Origin of the sequence: Mesorhizobium sp. CO1-1-11 (assembly GCF_020164995.1) — a bacterium.
Classification (GTDB): Bacteria; Pseudomonadota; Alphaproteobacteria; order Rhizobiales; family Rhizobiaceae; genus Mesorhizobium; species Mesorhizobium australicum.
In genome coordinates this window covers 57,309-71,890 of record NZ_JAIUHE010000002.1, presented here as the reverse complement: position 1 = coordinate 71,890, position 14,582 = coordinate 57,309, and the positions used below count along the sequence as shown (strand labels likewise).

The following is a 14,582-nucleotide window of genomic DNA, read 5'->3' as shown; positions in this document are numbered from 1 at the left end:
CCTCAAGCGGCAATGCCCAAGGCGCCTTCGAACAGCGCTCTGCCGTCATTGCCGCCATGCGCTGCTTCTATCAGATTCTCGGGATGCGGCATCAGGCCGAGCACATTGCCTTGTTCGTTGACGATGCCGGCAATGTCGTTGATCGAGCCGTTCGGGTTGGTGCCTTCGGCATAGCGGAACACCACCTGGCCTTCGCCCTCGAGACGGGCAAGTGTGTCGGCGTCGGCAAAGTAATTCCCGTCGTGATGCGCCACCGGCGAGCGGATGATCTGGCCCGGCTGGTAGCGACGCGTGAACATGGTGTTGGCGTTGGCGATCTCGAGCTTGACCTGCCGGCAGACGAATTTCAGCGAGGTGTTGCGCATCAGCGCACCTGGCAGCAGACCGGCCTCGACGAGGATCTGGAAACCGTTGCAAACGCCGATGACCATGACGCCCTTGGCCGCCTTTTCGGCGACCGCCCGCATGACCGGCATGCGTGCCGCGATCGCGCCGCAGCGCAGATAGTCGCCAAAGGAAAAACCGCCTGGGATGGCGATCAGGTCGACATCGGGAATTTCGGTGTCGGTCTGCCAGACGGTTGCCGGCGCCTGTCCGGAAATCTTGGTCAGCGCCGCGATCATGTCGCGGTCGCGGTTGAGACCAGGGAGAAGGACGACGGCTGATTTCATTTTGGTTCGTAAGGCCTTTGTGCTTCGGCAAGTTCGCGCGGGTCGAGACGGCGCTCGATATGTTCTAGCCAATCATCCCGGCGAGCGAGCACGCCATAGATGTTCTTCACGTCACTCTCGGTGGCTATCAGATGACCGCAGATGGAGCCAAGCTCGGATTTTACCTCTCCGAGCGTCAAATCCATCCTGTCCAACCGTGATTGAATGGACTTGCGGCCTTCAAATATCAAGCTTCCATCGCGCTCGGCCATCAGTTCCTCCGGCACAACTTCAGGTAAGCGTCACACTATAATTCTCAATTACAGTGTTCGCCAGCAGCTTGTCGCACATGGCCTTGAGATCGGCCTCGGCCTTGCCCTTGTCGCTTTCCGAAAGCTCGACGTCGAACACCTTGCCCTGCCGCACTTGGCCGACGCCATCGAAGCCCAGCCCCGACAGCGCGTGTTCGATCGCCTTGCCTTGCGGGTCGAGCACACCATTCTTGAGGGTGACGGTAATGCGGGCCTTGATCACGCTGGACATGCTCCTGTTCTGAACGTTGGGCGCAAGCCGCTGTCAGTGCGGCTTGCCTTTGAGGCCATCGGTCGAGGCGACAAGCACCGGACCGGTAGGACGCGGCGGCTCGTTCTCGTTCATGATGCCGAGGCGGCGGGCGACTTCCTGATAGGCCTCGACGAGGCCGCCCATGTCGCGGCGGAAACGGTCCTTATCGAGCTTGTCCTGCGTCGCCACGTCCCACAGGCGGCAGGAATCCGGCGAAATCTCGTCGGCCACGACGATGCGCATCATGTCGCCCTCGAACAGGCGACCGCACTCGATCTTGAAGTCGACGAGCTGGATGCCGACCCCCATGAACAGGCCGGAGAGGAAATCGTTGACGCGGATGGCCAGCGCCATGACGTCGTCGATCTCCTGCGGGCTTGCCCAGCCGAACGCCGTGATGTGCTCTTCCGAAACCATCGGATCGTCGAGTGCGTCGGCCTTGTAATAGAATTCGATGATCGAGCGCGGCAGGACGGTGCCTTCCTCGATGCCGAGGCGCTTGGACAGCGAACCGGCGGCGACATTGCGCACCACCACCTCGAGCGGGATGATCTCGACTTCCTTGATCAGCTGCTCGCGCATGTTGAGCCGGCGGATGAAGTGGGTCGGGATGCCCATGCGGTTCAAATGATTGAAGATGTATTCGGAAATGCGGTTGTTGAGCACACCCTTGCCGTCGATGACCTCGTGCTTCTTCTTGTTGAACGCGGTTGCGTCGTCCTTGAAGAACTGGATCAGCGTGCCCGGCTCGGGTCCCTCATAGAGGATCTTGGCCTTGCCTTCATAAATGCGGCGGCGATTTTTCATTTGAATTTTTCTCTGGATTTGCGGACAGGCGGCAAGCGACCACTTCCTGTCCGTCCGCCTGAATTAATGCGGCGACGGTGACGTTCAATGCCGGGTCTATCCCAATCACACGGTTTGCTCAATCGGCAAATCCTTTCAATCAACCGCTTTCGAGACTGAAATGCCGCAGCGCAGCATATGACGAAGCATATTGACCGGCCCGCGACCTTTTGGTTTGTGCTTCGGCAACACACATATCCATTGCCAACGAATCGGATTTGACCGGAGGGACGCCATGAGCAGCATGAAAGACCGCGAAGAGGGCTTCGAGCGCAAATTCGCATTCGACGAGGAGCTTCGGTTCAAGGCTTCGGCGCGGCGCAACAAGGCGCTTGGTCTGTGGGCAGCCGAAAAGCTCGGAAAGTCCGGCGCCGATGCCGACGCCTACGCCAAGGAAGTCGTTGTTTCCGACATCGAGGAAGCCGGCGACCACGACGTGTTCCGCAAGATCCGCAAGGATTTCGATGCCGCCGGCGTCGAGCAGTCCGATCACCAGATCCGCCGCACCATGGACGAAATGATGGCGCAGGCGATCGAGCAGATCAAGAACACCTGATCCGGCCGCTTTCTGGCCCAATCGACCGCCCGGCCGATCCGGGCGGTTTTTCTTTGCCTTTGCGGCGGTTTCCGGCTGAAACTGCCGACGTTCACGAGGAAAGAGATTAGATGTCCCTGAAGTCCCGTCTTGCCGCAGATGAAACGCTGGTAACCGCCTGGTCGGGCGTGCCGGACGCCTTGACCGTGGAGATCCTCGCCAGGCAGGACTTCGATGCCGTGACACTCGACATGCAGCATGGCGGCCATCACGAGGACAGCGTCCTGCGCGGCCTGGCACCCGTGCTGGCCCTGGGCAAGCCGGCGCTGGTGCGCATTCCCGTTGGCCGTTTCGACATGGCCAGCCGTGCTCTCGATTTTGGCGCCGAAGCAGTCATTGCGCCGATGGTCAACTCGGTGGCCGATGCAAAGCTGTTCGCCGCGGCCATGAAGTATCCCCCGCTCGGCGAGCGCTCGTGGGGTCCGACCTATGCCTTTCCCCGCCATGGCAAGGGCGACTATGCCGAATGGCTGCGCGACACCAATCAGCGCACCATGGCTTTTGCCATGGTCGAGACGCGCGCCGCGCTCGATGCGCTTGACGGTATCCTCGACACGCCGGGCATCGACGGCATTTTCCTCGGGCCGTCCGACTTCTCGATCGCCTGGACCAACGGCACCACGGTCAATTCGACGCTGGAAAGCATGATGGAGACGGTGGCTTCGGTTGCCGAACGCACCCGCAAGGCCGGCAAGCATGCGGCGATCTATGTCGTCGAACCGGCTATCGCCGGCCGCGTCGTGTCGATGGGCTATCGCCTGCTCGCCACGGGTTCCGAGCACGCGCTGATTTCATTGGGAGCAAGGACCTTGCTCAAGGACATGCGGGACTCGATCGGATCCTGAACCAGCGGACTGCTGTCGCCAGCGTGTTGCTCAGGCCTTTGCACCGCGAGCGCCGTGGCGGCCGATCCGCCGCGTCTGATCCTGTCGAACAAAGCGCCGAGCGCCTGGACCCACCAGTTGTTGAAAGCCATCAGCGGCAATGCCGCGAGGATCGACCCAGATATCGCGGCGGCAGCGCCGAGTGCGGCGGAGTCGCTTGCCAACAGCGCCCATGATCCCAACGAGCAGATAACGGGTACATGCACGAGGTAGAGCGGGAAAGACAGGTCGCCCAGGAAACGTGCGGCCTTGCCGGAGAGCCACGACGGTGGGTCATCCATGCTCAGCACGGCGTAAACCAGCATGATGCTTGCCGGGATGGCCACGCAAGCTTGCCGCAAACCGATATCGGAAGCTGCAATATCGAGCACGGCGAAGGGCCGGTATATTCCGACAGCATCTCCTGCATAACCCAGCAGCACCAGCGAAATAATCGCCATGGCCCCTCTCACCCATCGATTCGGGCGAAATCCCATGGCGAGAAGCGGATAGAGTAGGAGGCTAGCCGGAAAGGCACAAAAAAAGAAGCTGACTTGCACCGCCAAGAATACGCCTGTTGCTATGCAAAACCACGACAATAGCGCCCAGCGGCCTTGGAAGAAAAAGACGATCGGGGCGAGGGCGAAGGTCAGCATGCTGCCCCAGAACTCGATCGTCATGGTCCACAGGCTGCTGTCGTAATATTTGTCGCCGTAAATGAATGTCCGCCACGCTCCTTGCAGGAATGCGTCGGAGAAACTCGCTGTCTCCCGCGACAGTACCTTTGAAGCATTGCCGAATCTGCCGAGCCACTCAGATTGAGCGACCGCCGCTGCATCCTCGAAGAAATACAGATCGAGCTTGAAGATGACACAGGACGATAGAACCACAACAAGCACGGGTCCAGCCAGACGAGGCAAACGTTTGATCGCACCCAGCCGAAGGTCTTGTGCGTCGCGGGACTGGAAATAACGCTTCACAAGCACATAGGAAGAGAGGACGAAAAACAAGTAGACGGCAGAGCCGCCATTGAAAGCGATGAAAGCCAGACTTGTCTTGAGCGATTGCGCAGCCTCCTCTTCGCCCGCCGCGGACGGCGCAAAAGCACACAAGATATGCCAATTGAGAACGATAAGCGCTGCGGCACCTCTCAAGAATTCGAGTGAAGCGTCCTTGCGCAAGCATTGACCTCTGTTTCAAGGGCGAAGAATTGGCAGCCCGGTTCAAGCACGGATGATCATCCAGAAAGCAATTTCCACTGCTTCTGAATAGTTAACGCTGGCCCTCTTAAATTATTATTTATTCGAGTCCTGCAGTTTGATCGAATGCCATCGTGCGTTGATTTTGGCACGCCTCAGAGGTCCGTCAGGAACTTGGCGAAGGTCATCGATCCCTCGGGCCAGGGGCCAAAGCCTGAATCCTCGCTGAGATGGCCGGTTTCTCCGGCATCGATGAACAGCGAGCCCCAGGCGCCGGCGATGTCCTCGGCGACATCGAAAGGGCAGAAGGGGTCGTTGCGGCTGGCGATCACGATGGAGGGAAACGGCAGCGGTTCGCGAGGATAAGGGCCGAAGGTCATCAGATGTCTTGGCTTGATCTTGGGATTCGCGACGTCCGGCGGTGCCACGAAGAAGGCGCCGGCGACCGGCTTCCGGAACTGCGGAATGGCTTGTACGGCCGCGGCCACTCCAAGTGAGTGAGCGACGAGAACGACAGGTCTCTCGGCCTCGTTGACCGCCTTGGCCACACTCGCCGTCCAGTCCTCGCGCACCGGCTTCGACCATTCCGCTTGCTCGACGCGGCGCGCCGTGGACAGCTTCGATTGCCAGCGGGTCTGCCAATGCTCAGGCCCCGAATTGGTGTATCCGGGAATGATCAGAATATCTGCGTCCTTGACTTTCATGGCGCTCAGATAGCGAGCGCGATTGCCTCATGCAACCGTTGATGGGCAGGCTTCCGGTCGCAACGGTGAACACCATGTTCGCTTTTCGCTGTCTTGTGTGAACGATGAAGATCGACGATCTCTGTCGGGAGAGAAACAGCCGTGGAGGACCGGGATTTTGGCGCTGACACGACGTAGAGTGATCGGCGCCGCCGGACTCCTCGCTTTGGGAGCTTCGCGAGACGTCGCCGCAACGGAGACAATGATGAGCGAATTGCCATTTGCCGCCACCACGCCGGTGAGCGTCGCCCGCGTCGGCCTGAAGGCGCGTGATGCCGAAAGTCTTGCCGCCTATTATCGCAAAGTCGTCGGACTGCAGGAATTGAGCCGCGCCGACGGCGCGATCACGCTCGGTGCCGGCAGCCGTCCGCTGATGGTGCTTGAGCCGGACAGCTCCGCCAAACCGGACGATCCGCGCAGCGCCGGCCTGTTCCATACGGCTTTCCTGCTGCCCAGCCGTGCCGATCTCGGACGCTGGATCAACCACGCCATCTCAGACAAGATCGCTATCGAGGGCGCTTCGGACCATCTGGTCAGCGAAGCGCTCTACCTGACCGATCCCGAGGGCAACGGCATCGAAATCTATGCCGACCGCCGCCCGCAGGATTGGAAATGGAACGGCGACAAGATCGCCATGGCGACCGAGCGGATGAACATTCCGTCTGTCGTTGCCGAAGTGCCGGCCGGCGATGCGGGATGGCAAGGCGCGCCGGAAAACAGCATTGTCGGCCATGTCCACCTGCGCGTCGGCAGACCGGAAGAGGCCGAAGCCTGGTGGAACCAGGAATTCGGCTTCGACACGGTCGCCAAATATGGCGGCCAGGCGGTGTTCCTGTCGTCGGGGCATTATCACCACCACATCGGCGCCAATGCCTGGCAAAGCGCCGGCGCCGGCCGCCGCGATCCCTCCCGCTCGGGCCTTGCCTGGGTCGAGATGCGTTCGGACAATGTGACCAGCGAAACGAGCCGTGAGGATCCTTGGGGCACGGTGATCAGGACCGTGCCGGGTAAGGCTTGATTGGACGTCATCACGGCACCTTCTCCCCGTAACGGGGAGAAGGAAAGCTCATGCCCCTCCGAACACCCGCTTGAAGATCGTGTCGACGTGCTTGGTGTGGTAGCCCAGGTCGAATTTCTCGCGGATTTGCGCCTCCGGCAGTGCGGCTGTCACTTCCTCGTCGGCCAGAAGTTCCTCAAGAAAATCAGCGCCTTGTTCCCACACCTTCATGGCGTTGCGCTGCACCAGCCGGTAGGAATCCTCGCGTGACAGGCCGGCCTGCGTCAGCGCCAGCATGACGCGTTGCGAATGCACGAGGCCGCGAAACTTGTTCATGTTGTTCAGCATGTTGTCGGGATAGACGACCAGCTTGTCGACGACGCTGGTCAGGCGTGACAGCGCGAAATCGAGCGTCACGGTGGCGTCCGGGCCGATCATGCGCTCGACCGAGGAGTGCGAGATGTCGCGCTCATGCCAGAGCGCAACGTTCTCCATCGCCGGCAGCGCCATGGAACGCACCATGCGGGCAAGGCCGGTGAGGTTTTCGGTCAGCACCGGGTTGCGCTTGTGCGGCATCGCCGACGAGCCTTTCTGGCCCGGCGAAAAATACTCTTCCGCTTCCAGCACTTCGGTGCGCTGCAGATGCCGGACCTCGATCGCCAGCCGCTCGATCGAGGAGGCGATAACGCCGAGGGTCGCGAAGAACATGGCGTGGCGGTCGCGCGGAATCACCTGCGTCGACACCGGTTCCGGCTTCAGTCCGAGCTTACGAGCCACATGTTCCTCGACATAGGGCTCTATGTTGGCGAAGGTTCCGACCGCGCCCGAAATCGCACAGGTGGCAATGTCTTCGCGCGCGTGCACCAGCCGCTCGCGGCAGCGCGAGAATTCGGCATAAGCCTGCGCCAGCTTTATGCCGAAGGTCGTCGGCTCGGCATGGATACCGTGGCTGCGGCCGATGGTGACGGTGTCCTTGTGCTCGAAGGCGCGGCGCTTGAGCGCTGCAAGCAACGTATCGATGTCGGCCAGCAAAATGTCGCTGGCGCGGGTGAGTTGCACCGCAAAGCAGGTGTCGAGCACGTCCGAAGACGTCATGCCCTGATGGATGAAGCGCGCGTCGGGCCCGACGAATTCGGCAAGATGGGTGAGGAAGGCGATAACGTCATGCTTGGTGACGCGCTCGATCGCGTCGATCTTCTCGACGTCGAATTCGGCCGCGCTTCCCTTTTCCCAGATCGTTTTGGCCGCTTCCTTGGGGATGACCCCCAGTTCGGCCAGCGCGTCGCAGGCATGGGCCTCGATTTCGAACCAGATGCGAAACCGGGTTTCGGGCGACCAGATGGCGACCATTTCCGGCCGGGAATAGCGAGGGATCATCGGTCATTCCTGATGTATCGGAGGGATTTGTCCGCGTCCTAACAGAGGCGGGCCAAATGCTCAACGCTGCTGCCGTGCAAACCAGAGGCTGACGGCGAACAAGGCGACGAAACCAAGCGGGAAATAGAGCCGGATGCCCAGCACCACGAACTGGTAGGACGCCACCGCCATCGTGAAGGCGAGCTGAAAGCCCCAGGTGAGGGTGAATACGGGCGCATGCCATTCGGCATAGTAGGAGCGGTATTGCAGGGCATACAGCAGGGCGGTGAGGCCGATCGTTGCGGCAGCAAGCCCTACGAATATCGCCGCGAAGGCGACCTCCCGGCCCCTTCCGAGCGAAACCAGCCGTGCGGCAAAGAGGCCAACCGGAAAGGCCAGGGCGCCGCCGACGGCAAACAGCAGGGACACGGTGCGGATCTTGCCCGGCGTCACCCAATTGTCCAGCAACAGGTTGACGAGTGCGCTGGCGCCCATGGCGGCGGCCCACAGCAGCGCACCGAGAAGCGCTGCACGCAGTGTCGGCATGGCGCCGCGAAGGTGGTGCAGGGCGCGATTGCGCCTGACGGGTTGGACAAGCTCTGTCACAGGCGGCCGGTCACGGCGATCCAGCGAAAGTCCGGCCCTTCGAAGCCATACTGGCGCACCGCGATCAGCACCGCATAAGCGCTGAGGCTGTCCATCGAGAACGTCTGCACCGCGCCGATGCGGTAGCCGTTCGGGCAGCCCCGGCTCTTGGGGATCGCTTTGTCCTCGTGCAGCAATTTGGTGGTGCCGCCATCCCGCGCCTCGATACGCAGCAGCCGGAAGCCATTGATCTCGCCCTGGCTGGCGCAACTTTCGGTGTCATTCATGCCGATCTCGTCGAGCCGGAACTCGAGCGGCTGGTCGACAGGGGAAAAGATCGGTCGCGGATTGACCACTATGCGATGTGGATCGGCCGAAAGCTCGGTCACCGGGTTGGAGCCGGCGGTGATGCCGCGGTTGGCACTCAGCTCGGCCTGGCTGACAATGGCCTCGCCCTTTTGCCGGGCCTGAAGGCGGGCAGCGTCGAGCGTTGCCTTCTCGTCGTCGAGCCGGACCCTGACCGGCGTGCCCTTGAGAAAGCTGTCGTTGCTCGTGTCGATGTAATACCGGTTGGCATAGGGAAAGCCCGACCCGTCCTGGATGCCGTACTCCTCGAAGGCGAACACGCCGCCATCCCGGGTGAAGCCCAGGATTTCGAGCTCCGCGACATCGCCGGCCTGGGCAATCGACGCCGCGAACTGCGTGGCCAGGCAAACGGCAAACAGGAAAAGCGTCCGCATTGTCATCGCTCCTTCGGCCTGATCGCTTCATCCCTAGCACGACGAGATCAAAACGTCGTGCGGACCAAGGCCGATGCATCCAAACCGCTCGTCATTTGTTATTGTCGGCAGTCCCAAGGGAAACCCACCCCAATGGAGAAGCTAACATGACCGACACCAGCAAAATTCGTGAGCACATGGACGTCGTCGGCGCCGACGGCGTGCATATCGGCACCGTCGACAAGGTCGATGGCCAGCGCATCAAGCTGACCAAGGCCGACAGTGGCGAGGGGGCTCACAAGGGCCATCACCACTATATTTCACTGGCCCTGGTTGCCGAGGTCGATGGCAAGAAGGTGTGGCTGTCCGCGAATTCCGATGTCGCGGTGACGTTCGAGGAAGAAAAATCCGATCCGGTTTGATCGACGGCTTTAGCCAGCCTAGTGACGTGACGACCAGACGGGAAACAGGTCGTTGTCGGCTGGCGTCGCGGCAAACACGCCACGGCTGATGGCGCGCGCCATAGTGGCGCCGGCGGCGGCGTAGAGGTCGATTGCCGCGTCGGCGGTCAGTTCGACCCCGCTATTGCCGGTGGCCAGCGCGAACACCAGGTCGCCGTCGGCCGGCGTATGGGTCGGCCAGATGGCGCGTACGAAGCCGTCATGCGCCGAAATTGCCAGGCGTTTGGCGGCGGCCTTGGTGAGAACCGCGTCCGTGGCAATGACCGCGATGGTCGTGTTGCCGCCGCTGTCCAACTGCCGTCCGTGATCCTTGTCCCGGTATTTCAGCAAAATCCGCTTCGCGTCCTCGGGCATGGGCGAGGGATAACCAAGCCCGCCGAATTCATCGCCGATTTCGAAGGGTGCCGCCCAGAAATGGCGGGTGCGGCCGACGGTCACCGAGCCGGTCGGGTTGACGGCGGCCAGCGCGCCGATGGTGATCCCATTGTCCAGCAGTGTCGAGGCGGAACCCAGGCCACCCTTCAGCCCCGACGTCAGTGCACCGGTTCCGGCGCCCGCCGTGCCAAATTGGAAATCGACAGCGGCAGTCTGCACCGACTCGTAGCCGAGGTCGCGATAGGGGGGATAGCGGCCCCAGTCCTTGTCGCCGCCATTGCGCAGGTCGAAGAGGATCGCCGCCGGCACGATCGGTACGCGGAAGCCGCCAACCTCGAAGCCGATGCCGCGTTCGCGCAGTGCGGCCTGCACGCCGGAGGCAGCATCGAGCCCGAAAGCAGAACCGCCCGACAGCACCACGGCATGGATCGTCTCCACCAAATTGTGCGGTTCCAGCAGATCCGTCTCGCGGGTGCCAGGCGCGCCGCCAAGAATCTGGACTCCCGCGACCGCCGGCTCGTCGCAAAGGACGGTCGTCAGGCCGGACTTCAGCCTCGCGTCGGAAGCATTGCCAACGCGCAGGCCCATGACATCGGTGATGAGATTGCGTGGACCGGTGCGGAACATCAGTTGTTTTCCAAGGGCACGAAGCGGGTGCCGTCGAAGCGGAAGACACGGTAGAGGCTCTGGCTGAGGTCGCCCTTGTCGTCGAAGCGGACCGATCCGATCGCCGTGGTGAAATCATGCCCGGTGAGTGCCTCGGCCAGCGGCCCGCCGGAGCCTGCTGCGTCCGACGATGCGGCCTTGGCGATCTCGACCGCAGCATAAGCCGGCAGGGCGTAGCCGTCCGGCACGATCTTGTGCGCGGAGAAGCTTTCCAGCACCTTGGGATCCGCGACATCGGCCCATTCGGGTGGCGCGATCATCAGCGTGCCGGTCGCGTAAGGCACGTCGCCGGGCGGCGTGCGCAGGTTTTCGCCGCCGGCAAGGACGATGCCCGTCTGGAGCTGGGCGGCATCGCGCCCCATAATGGCGATGTCGTCGCCATCGCCGCCGGCAAAGACATGCGTGGCGCCGGCCTTTTTCAACCGTCCCATCAGGCCGATCTGGTTGTCGAGCTGCGGCCGGAACGTGTCGACGAAGACCGGTTTCAGTGCCGCCTGCTCGGCAGCAGCACGAAATGTTTCCGCCATCTCGCGGCCATAGATAGTGCCGTCGTCAATGATCGCGAACAGCTCGTTCTGCCATAGGCGGGTAAGGGTGGAGGCGACGGCATTGCGCTCGTCGTCGCCTCGCGGGCCGAGGCGATAAACCGGCCAGCCGGTCTTGGCGCGGCGGTCGGTCAGGCTTTCGGTTCGCACACCAACGGTGATGGCGGGAATATTGGCGTCCTTAAGGACAGGCATCGCCGCCTCGATCGCCTCCGTGCAGAGGAAGCCGATCACGACATTGACCTTGGCTGCCACGAATTCCCTGGCCGCCGCGGCGCCGCCATCGCCGGTGCAGGCGTCATCAACAGTCTTGAGTTGGATGCCATCCACCTCTGCCGCGAGCCCGGCGCCAGCCTCGATCTGCCTGCCGAGGATGGCCGATGGTCCCGACAGGGGTGCTGCGACACCAATCGTGAGCGTCTGTGCGCTGGCGGCGCCGGCCATGAACAGCCAGGCCAGCGCTGCGGTTATGGTTGCCCCGGATCGCATGCTGCCGAAGAATTCCTCCAAGCCCGCGACGTCGCGCAGGCGTCAAATTCCCGCCAAGACCTAAAGGCTGCCCGGCCTTGGTGCAACACGCGAATTCGGGATATGGGCCAAGCACTTCGCTTGTGGCATGTGATGTCTGGCCATATATGTCAGGTGAACAATGGCCATGGAATCTTCCAGTGCTGAAGAAGAACGATATTGGACCGCAGGCCTATCGCGACGCGATGAGTCATTTTGCCGGTCATGTCCATGTGGTGACCACCGACGGACCCGCCGGAAAGCGGGGGACGACGGTGATCGCGGCATGTTCTGTGTCGGATACGCCGCCGACCATCCTGGTCTGCCTCAATCGTGAAAATGCCAAGAATGAGCTGTTCGTGAAGAACGGCAAATTTGCCCTGAACACGCTGGCTTCGCACCAGGAGCCGCTGTCGATTGGATTTTCCGGCATGACTGGCCTGCCGGTCGAAGAGCGCTTCGCGCTCGGCGAATGGGATGTGATTTCCACCGGCGCGCCGACGCTGAAGGGCGCGCTCGCCGTGTTCGACTGCGAACTGATCGACACCAAGGACCTGGCCACCCATCGTGTGCTTTTTGGCAAGGTGACAGGTCTGCGTATGGGCGATAATTTGCGGCCGCTGATCTATCACGCCCGCGGCTACCACGTCCTGGAAAGTGGGGCCGCCGCACCCGCGGAGAAGGAATGAGCGACTTGAAACCGCGCCCCGTGCCGCGGACGATCGACGAAACGCTCGATCTCCTGACCGGCGCGGACTATGTCGCGGACCGGTCGCTGGCAACGGTGCTTTTCCTGTCTCTGCGCATGAGGCGGCCGCTTTTCCTCGAAGGCGAGGCCGGCGTCGGCAAGACCGAGATCGCCAAGGTGTTGGCCGAGGCGCTTGGCCGCCGGCTGATCCGCCTGCAGTGTTATGAGGGGCTCGACGTCTCCTCGGCCGTTTATGAGTGGAATTACGCCGCGCAGATGATCGAAATCCGCATGGAGGAGGCAGCCGGCAAGGTCGACCGCTCCGCCATGGAGCGTAACGTTTTCTCCGAAAAGTACCTGATCCGCCGGCCGGTGCTCGATGCGCTGACGGGCAAGGCGGGCGCAGCCCCGGTTTTCCTGATCGACGAGCTCGACCGCACCGACGAAGCCTTCGAAGCCTTCCTGCTCGAAATCCTCTCCGACTTCCAGGTGACTGTGCCTGAACTCGGCACGATCAAGGCGGAAGAGCCGCCGATCGTCATCATCACCACCAACCGCACCCGCGAAATCCACGATGCGCTGAAGCGGCGCTGCCTTTATCACTGGGTCGACTATCCCAGTGCCGAGCGCGAACTGGAGATCGTGCGCCGCAAGGTGCCTCGGGCCAACCAGCGGCTTTCGGCCGAAGTGGTGTCCTTCATCCAGAAGCTGCGCCAGATCGAGCTGTTCAAGGTGCCGGGCGTTGCCGAAACCATCGACTGGGCCGGCGCGCTGACCGAACTCGACAAGGTGGCGCTCGATCCGGAGACCGTGTCCGACACGATCGGGGTGCTGCTGAAATACCAGGACGACATTGCCCGCATCGGCGCGGGCGAGGGCCGGCGCATCCTCGACGAGGTCAAGACCGAGCTCGCGGCGGCGGAGTAGGGTGGTGAAGGCGTCCCGACCCGACCCTGGAGAGGCGACGGCGGACGGCCGGATCGCAGACAACATAGTCTATTTCGCCCGCACCTTGCGCAAGGCCGGCATGCGGGTCGGGCCCGCTTCGGTCAAGGACGCGATCGAGGCGGTGCTCGTCGCCGGCATCGGCTCGCGTGATGACTTTTACTGGACCCTGCACGCCGTTCTGGTCTCGCGGCATGAGGATCATGCCACCTTCGACGAAGCTTTCCGACTGTTCTGGAAATCGCGCGAATTGATCGAGAAGCTGCTGGCGATGTTTTCGCCGGTGGCGCCTGACGTCAGGCAGAAGCAGAAACCGCGCGCGGCTGAAAATCGCGTCAGCCAGGCGATGTTCGAGGGTCATCAGAAAAACCAGACGCCTCAGGAAATCCCTGAGATCGAGGTCGACGCCCGCTTCACCTTTTCCGGCAACGAGCTGTTGCGGGGCAAGGATTTCGCGCAGATGAACGCAGTCGAGATGGCTGACGCCAGGAAGGCGATCGCGGCGTTGCGGCTGCCTGTCGACATGGTGCGGACCAGACGCTTCAAGGCCGATGCGCATGGCCGCCGCATCGATCCACGCGCCATGATGCGCTCGGCGGCGCGTACCGGCGGTGAATTGATCCTGCCGAAATTCCGCTCGGTCCGCGAAGTCCATCCGCCCCTGGTGGTGCTGGCCGATATTTCCGGTTCGATGAGCCAATACACGCGCATCTTCCTGCATTTCCTGCATGCGCTGACGGAAAAGCGCCGGCGCGTGCACACTTTCGTCTTCGGCACGCGGCTGACCAACCTGACCCGGCAGATGCGCCACCGCGATCCCGATGCCGCCCTTGCCGATTGCTCGGCGGCGGTCAAGGACTGGTCGGGTGGCACGCGCATCGGCGATACGCTAGCCGAGTTCAACCTTGTATGGTCGCGACGTGTGCTGGGACAGGGCGCGGTGGTGCTTCTGATCACCGACGGGCTGGAACGCGACGATATAGGGGGTTTGGCGCAAGAGATGGAGCGGCTGCACAAATCCTGCCGGCGGCTGATCTGGCTCAATCCGTTGTTGCGCTTCGATGGTTTTCAGGCGCGCGCCCGCGGCGTCAAGGCGATGCTGCCGCATGTCGACGAATTCCGCTCGGTGCACAATCTCGACGCGCTCGCCGATCTCTGCACCTCGCTGGACAAGAAATCGGTCCTTTCCGTCGATCCACGGCGGTGGATGGATGCTGGCGCAAGGCGCGCCGCATAGCCATATATTTTCCTGCTTTTGGAAAAACAGACCCTGAGAGA

18 protein-coding genes are annotated in these 14,582 nt (G+C 62.1%); 7 read left to right on the top strand and 11 right to left on the bottom strand.

Going from position 1 to position 14,582, the window contains the following annotated elements; genetic code table 11:
* Positions 1-2: 2 nt before the first annotated feature.
* From purQ to purC, 4 genes are read right to left on the bottom strand one after another with little or no spacing between them, the layout of a single operon-like run.
* Entirely contained in the window at positions 3-671 is a 669-nt protein-coding gene (gene purQ, locus LB554_RS02320; RefSeq protein ID WP_015318137.1) for a phosphoribosylformylglycinamidine synthase subunit PurQ, read from the bottom strand.
* Positions 668-922, bottom strand: coding sequence for a hypothetical protein (locus LB554_RS02315; protein WP_224582976.1), 255 nt, complete (start codon positions 920-922; stop codon positions 668-670). The genes purQ and LB554_RS02315 overlap by 4 nt, the downstream gene beginning before the upstream one ends.
* Before the next feature lie 19 nt (positions 923-941).
* Positions 942-1,184 (bottom strand): phosphoribosylformylglycinamidine synthase subunit PurS, encoded by a 243-nt coding sequence (gene purS / locus LB554_RS02310; RefSeq protein ID WP_015318135.1) that lies wholly within the window; start codon positions 1,182-1,184, stop codon positions 942-944.
* A 42-nt stretch (positions 1,185-1,226) separates the two neighbouring features.
* Positions 1,227-2,021: a phosphoribosylaminoimidazolesuccinocarboxamide synthase gene (gene purC / locus LB554_RS02305; protein WP_013532127.1), complete on the bottom strand. Its 795-nt coding sequence runs from the start codon at positions 2,019-2,021 to the stop codon at positions 1,227-1,229.
* A gap of 274 nt (positions 2,022-2,295) precedes the next feature.
* Between purC and LB554_RS02300 the strand changes: the two genes are divergently transcribed.
* Positions 2,296-2,616, top strand: a complete 321-nt coding sequence (locus tag LB554_RS02300; protein WP_015318134.1) for a DUF1476 domain-containing protein — start codon at positions 2,296-2,298, stop codon at positions 2,614-2,616.
* 110 nt (positions 2,617-2,726) lie between these two features.
* Positions 2,727-3,500, top strand: coding sequence for an HpcH/HpaI aldolase family protein (locus LB554_RS02295; protein WP_140717434.1), 774 nt, complete (start codon positions 2,727-2,729; stop codon positions 3,498-3,500).
* On the opposite strand, the gene LB554_RS02290 is transcribed toward LB554_RS02295, so the two are convergent.
* Positions 3,407-4,699 carry an acyltransferase family protein gene (locus tag LB554_RS02290; RefSeq protein ID WP_224582975.1) on the bottom strand — a complete coding sequence of 431 codons (1,293 nt, stop codon included), beginning with the start codon at positions 4,697-4,699 and terminating at the stop codon, positions 3,407-3,409. The two genes, LB554_RS02295 and LB554_RS02290, sit on opposite strands and share 94 nt — an antisense overlap.
* Positions 4,700-4,872: 173 nt before the next feature.
* Complete coding sequence (locus LB554_RS02285; protein WP_140616988.1) at positions 4,873-5,421, bottom strand: RBBP9/YdeN family alpha/beta hydrolase; 549 nt, start codon at positions 5,419-5,421, stop codon at positions 4,873-4,875.
* A gap of 244 nt (positions 5,422-5,665) precedes the next feature.
* Between LB554_RS02285 and LB554_RS02280 the strand changes: the two genes are divergently transcribed.
* A complete protein-coding gene (locus tag LB554_RS02280; RefSeq protein WP_141906851.1) occupies positions 5,666-6,478 on the top strand; it encodes a VOC family protein in 813 nt (270 codons plus the stop codon).
* A gap of 48 nt (positions 6,479-6,526) precedes the next feature.
* On the opposite strand, the gene purB is transcribed toward LB554_RS02280, so the two are convergent.
* From purB to LB554_RS02265, 3 genes are read right to left on the bottom strand one after another with little or no spacing between them, the layout of a single operon-like run.
* Entirely contained in the window at positions 6,527-7,834 is a 1,308-nt protein-coding gene (gene purB, locus LB554_RS02275) for an adenylosuccinate lyase (protein WP_224582974.1), read from the bottom strand.
* 60 nt (positions 7,835-7,894) lie between these two features.
* Positions 7,895-8,359 (bottom strand): hypothetical protein, encoded by a 465-nt coding sequence (locus LB554_RS02270; protein ID WP_015318128.1) that lies wholly within the window; start codon positions 8,357-8,359, stop codon positions 7,895-7,897.
* 56 nt (positions 8,360-8,415) lie between these two features.
* Complete coding sequence (locus LB554_RS02265) at positions 8,416-9,138, bottom strand: DUF2259 domain-containing protein (protein WP_015318127.1); 723 nt, start codon at positions 9,136-9,138, stop codon at positions 8,416-8,418.
* Positions 9,139-9,284: 146 nt separating this feature from the next.
* Between LB554_RS02265 and LB554_RS02260 the strand changes: the two genes are divergently transcribed.
* Positions 9,285-9,539, top strand: a complete 255-nt coding sequence (locus LB554_RS02260) for a DUF2171 domain-containing protein (RefSeq protein ID WP_015318126.1) — start codon at positions 9,285-9,287, stop codon at positions 9,537-9,539.
* 18 nt (positions 9,540-9,557) lie between these two features.
* Here LB554_RS02260 and LB554_RS02255 read toward each other — a convergent pair whose 3' ends face one another.
* Both LB554_RS02255 and LB554_RS02250 read right to left on the bottom strand, forming a co-directional pair.
* Positions 9,558-10,580, bottom strand: a complete 1,023-nt coding sequence (locus LB554_RS02255; protein ID WP_141906853.1) for a P1 family peptidase — start codon at positions 10,578-10,580, stop codon at positions 9,558-9,560.
* A complete protein-coding gene (locus tag LB554_RS02250; protein ID WP_141906854.1) occupies positions 10,580-11,653 on the bottom strand; it encodes a branched-chain amino acid ABC transporter substrate-binding protein in 1,074 nt (357 codons plus the stop codon). Before LB554_RS02250 ends, LB554_RS02255 begins: the two co-directional genes overlap by 1 nt.
* Positions 11,654-11,832: 179 nt before the next feature.
* Here LB554_RS02250 and LB554_RS02245 point away from each other — a divergent pair, with 179 nt between their 5' ends.
* The 3 genes from LB554_RS02245 to LB554_RS02235 are packed head-to-tail and all read left to right on the top strand — an operon-like array spanning position 11,833 to position 14,541.
* Positions 11,833-12,360, top strand: coding sequence for a flavin reductase (locus LB554_RS02245; protein ID WP_015318123.1), 528 nt, complete (start codon positions 11,833-11,835; stop codon positions 12,358-12,360).
* Positions 12,357-13,286 carry an AAA family ATPase gene (locus LB554_RS02240; RefSeq protein ID WP_224582973.1) on the top strand — a complete coding sequence of 310 codons (930 nt, stop codon included), beginning with the start codon at positions 12,357-12,359 and terminating at the stop codon, positions 13,284-13,286. Before LB554_RS02245 ends, LB554_RS02240 begins: the two co-directional genes overlap by 4 nt.
* A gap of 4 nt (positions 13,287-13,290) precedes the next feature.
* On the top strand, positions 13,291-14,541 hold the full coding sequence (locus LB554_RS02235; RefSeq protein ID WP_224582972.1) for a vWA domain-containing protein: 1,251 nt from the start codon (positions 13,291-13,293) through the stop codon (positions 14,539-14,541).
* Positions 14,542-14,582 lie beyond the last annotated feature (41 nt).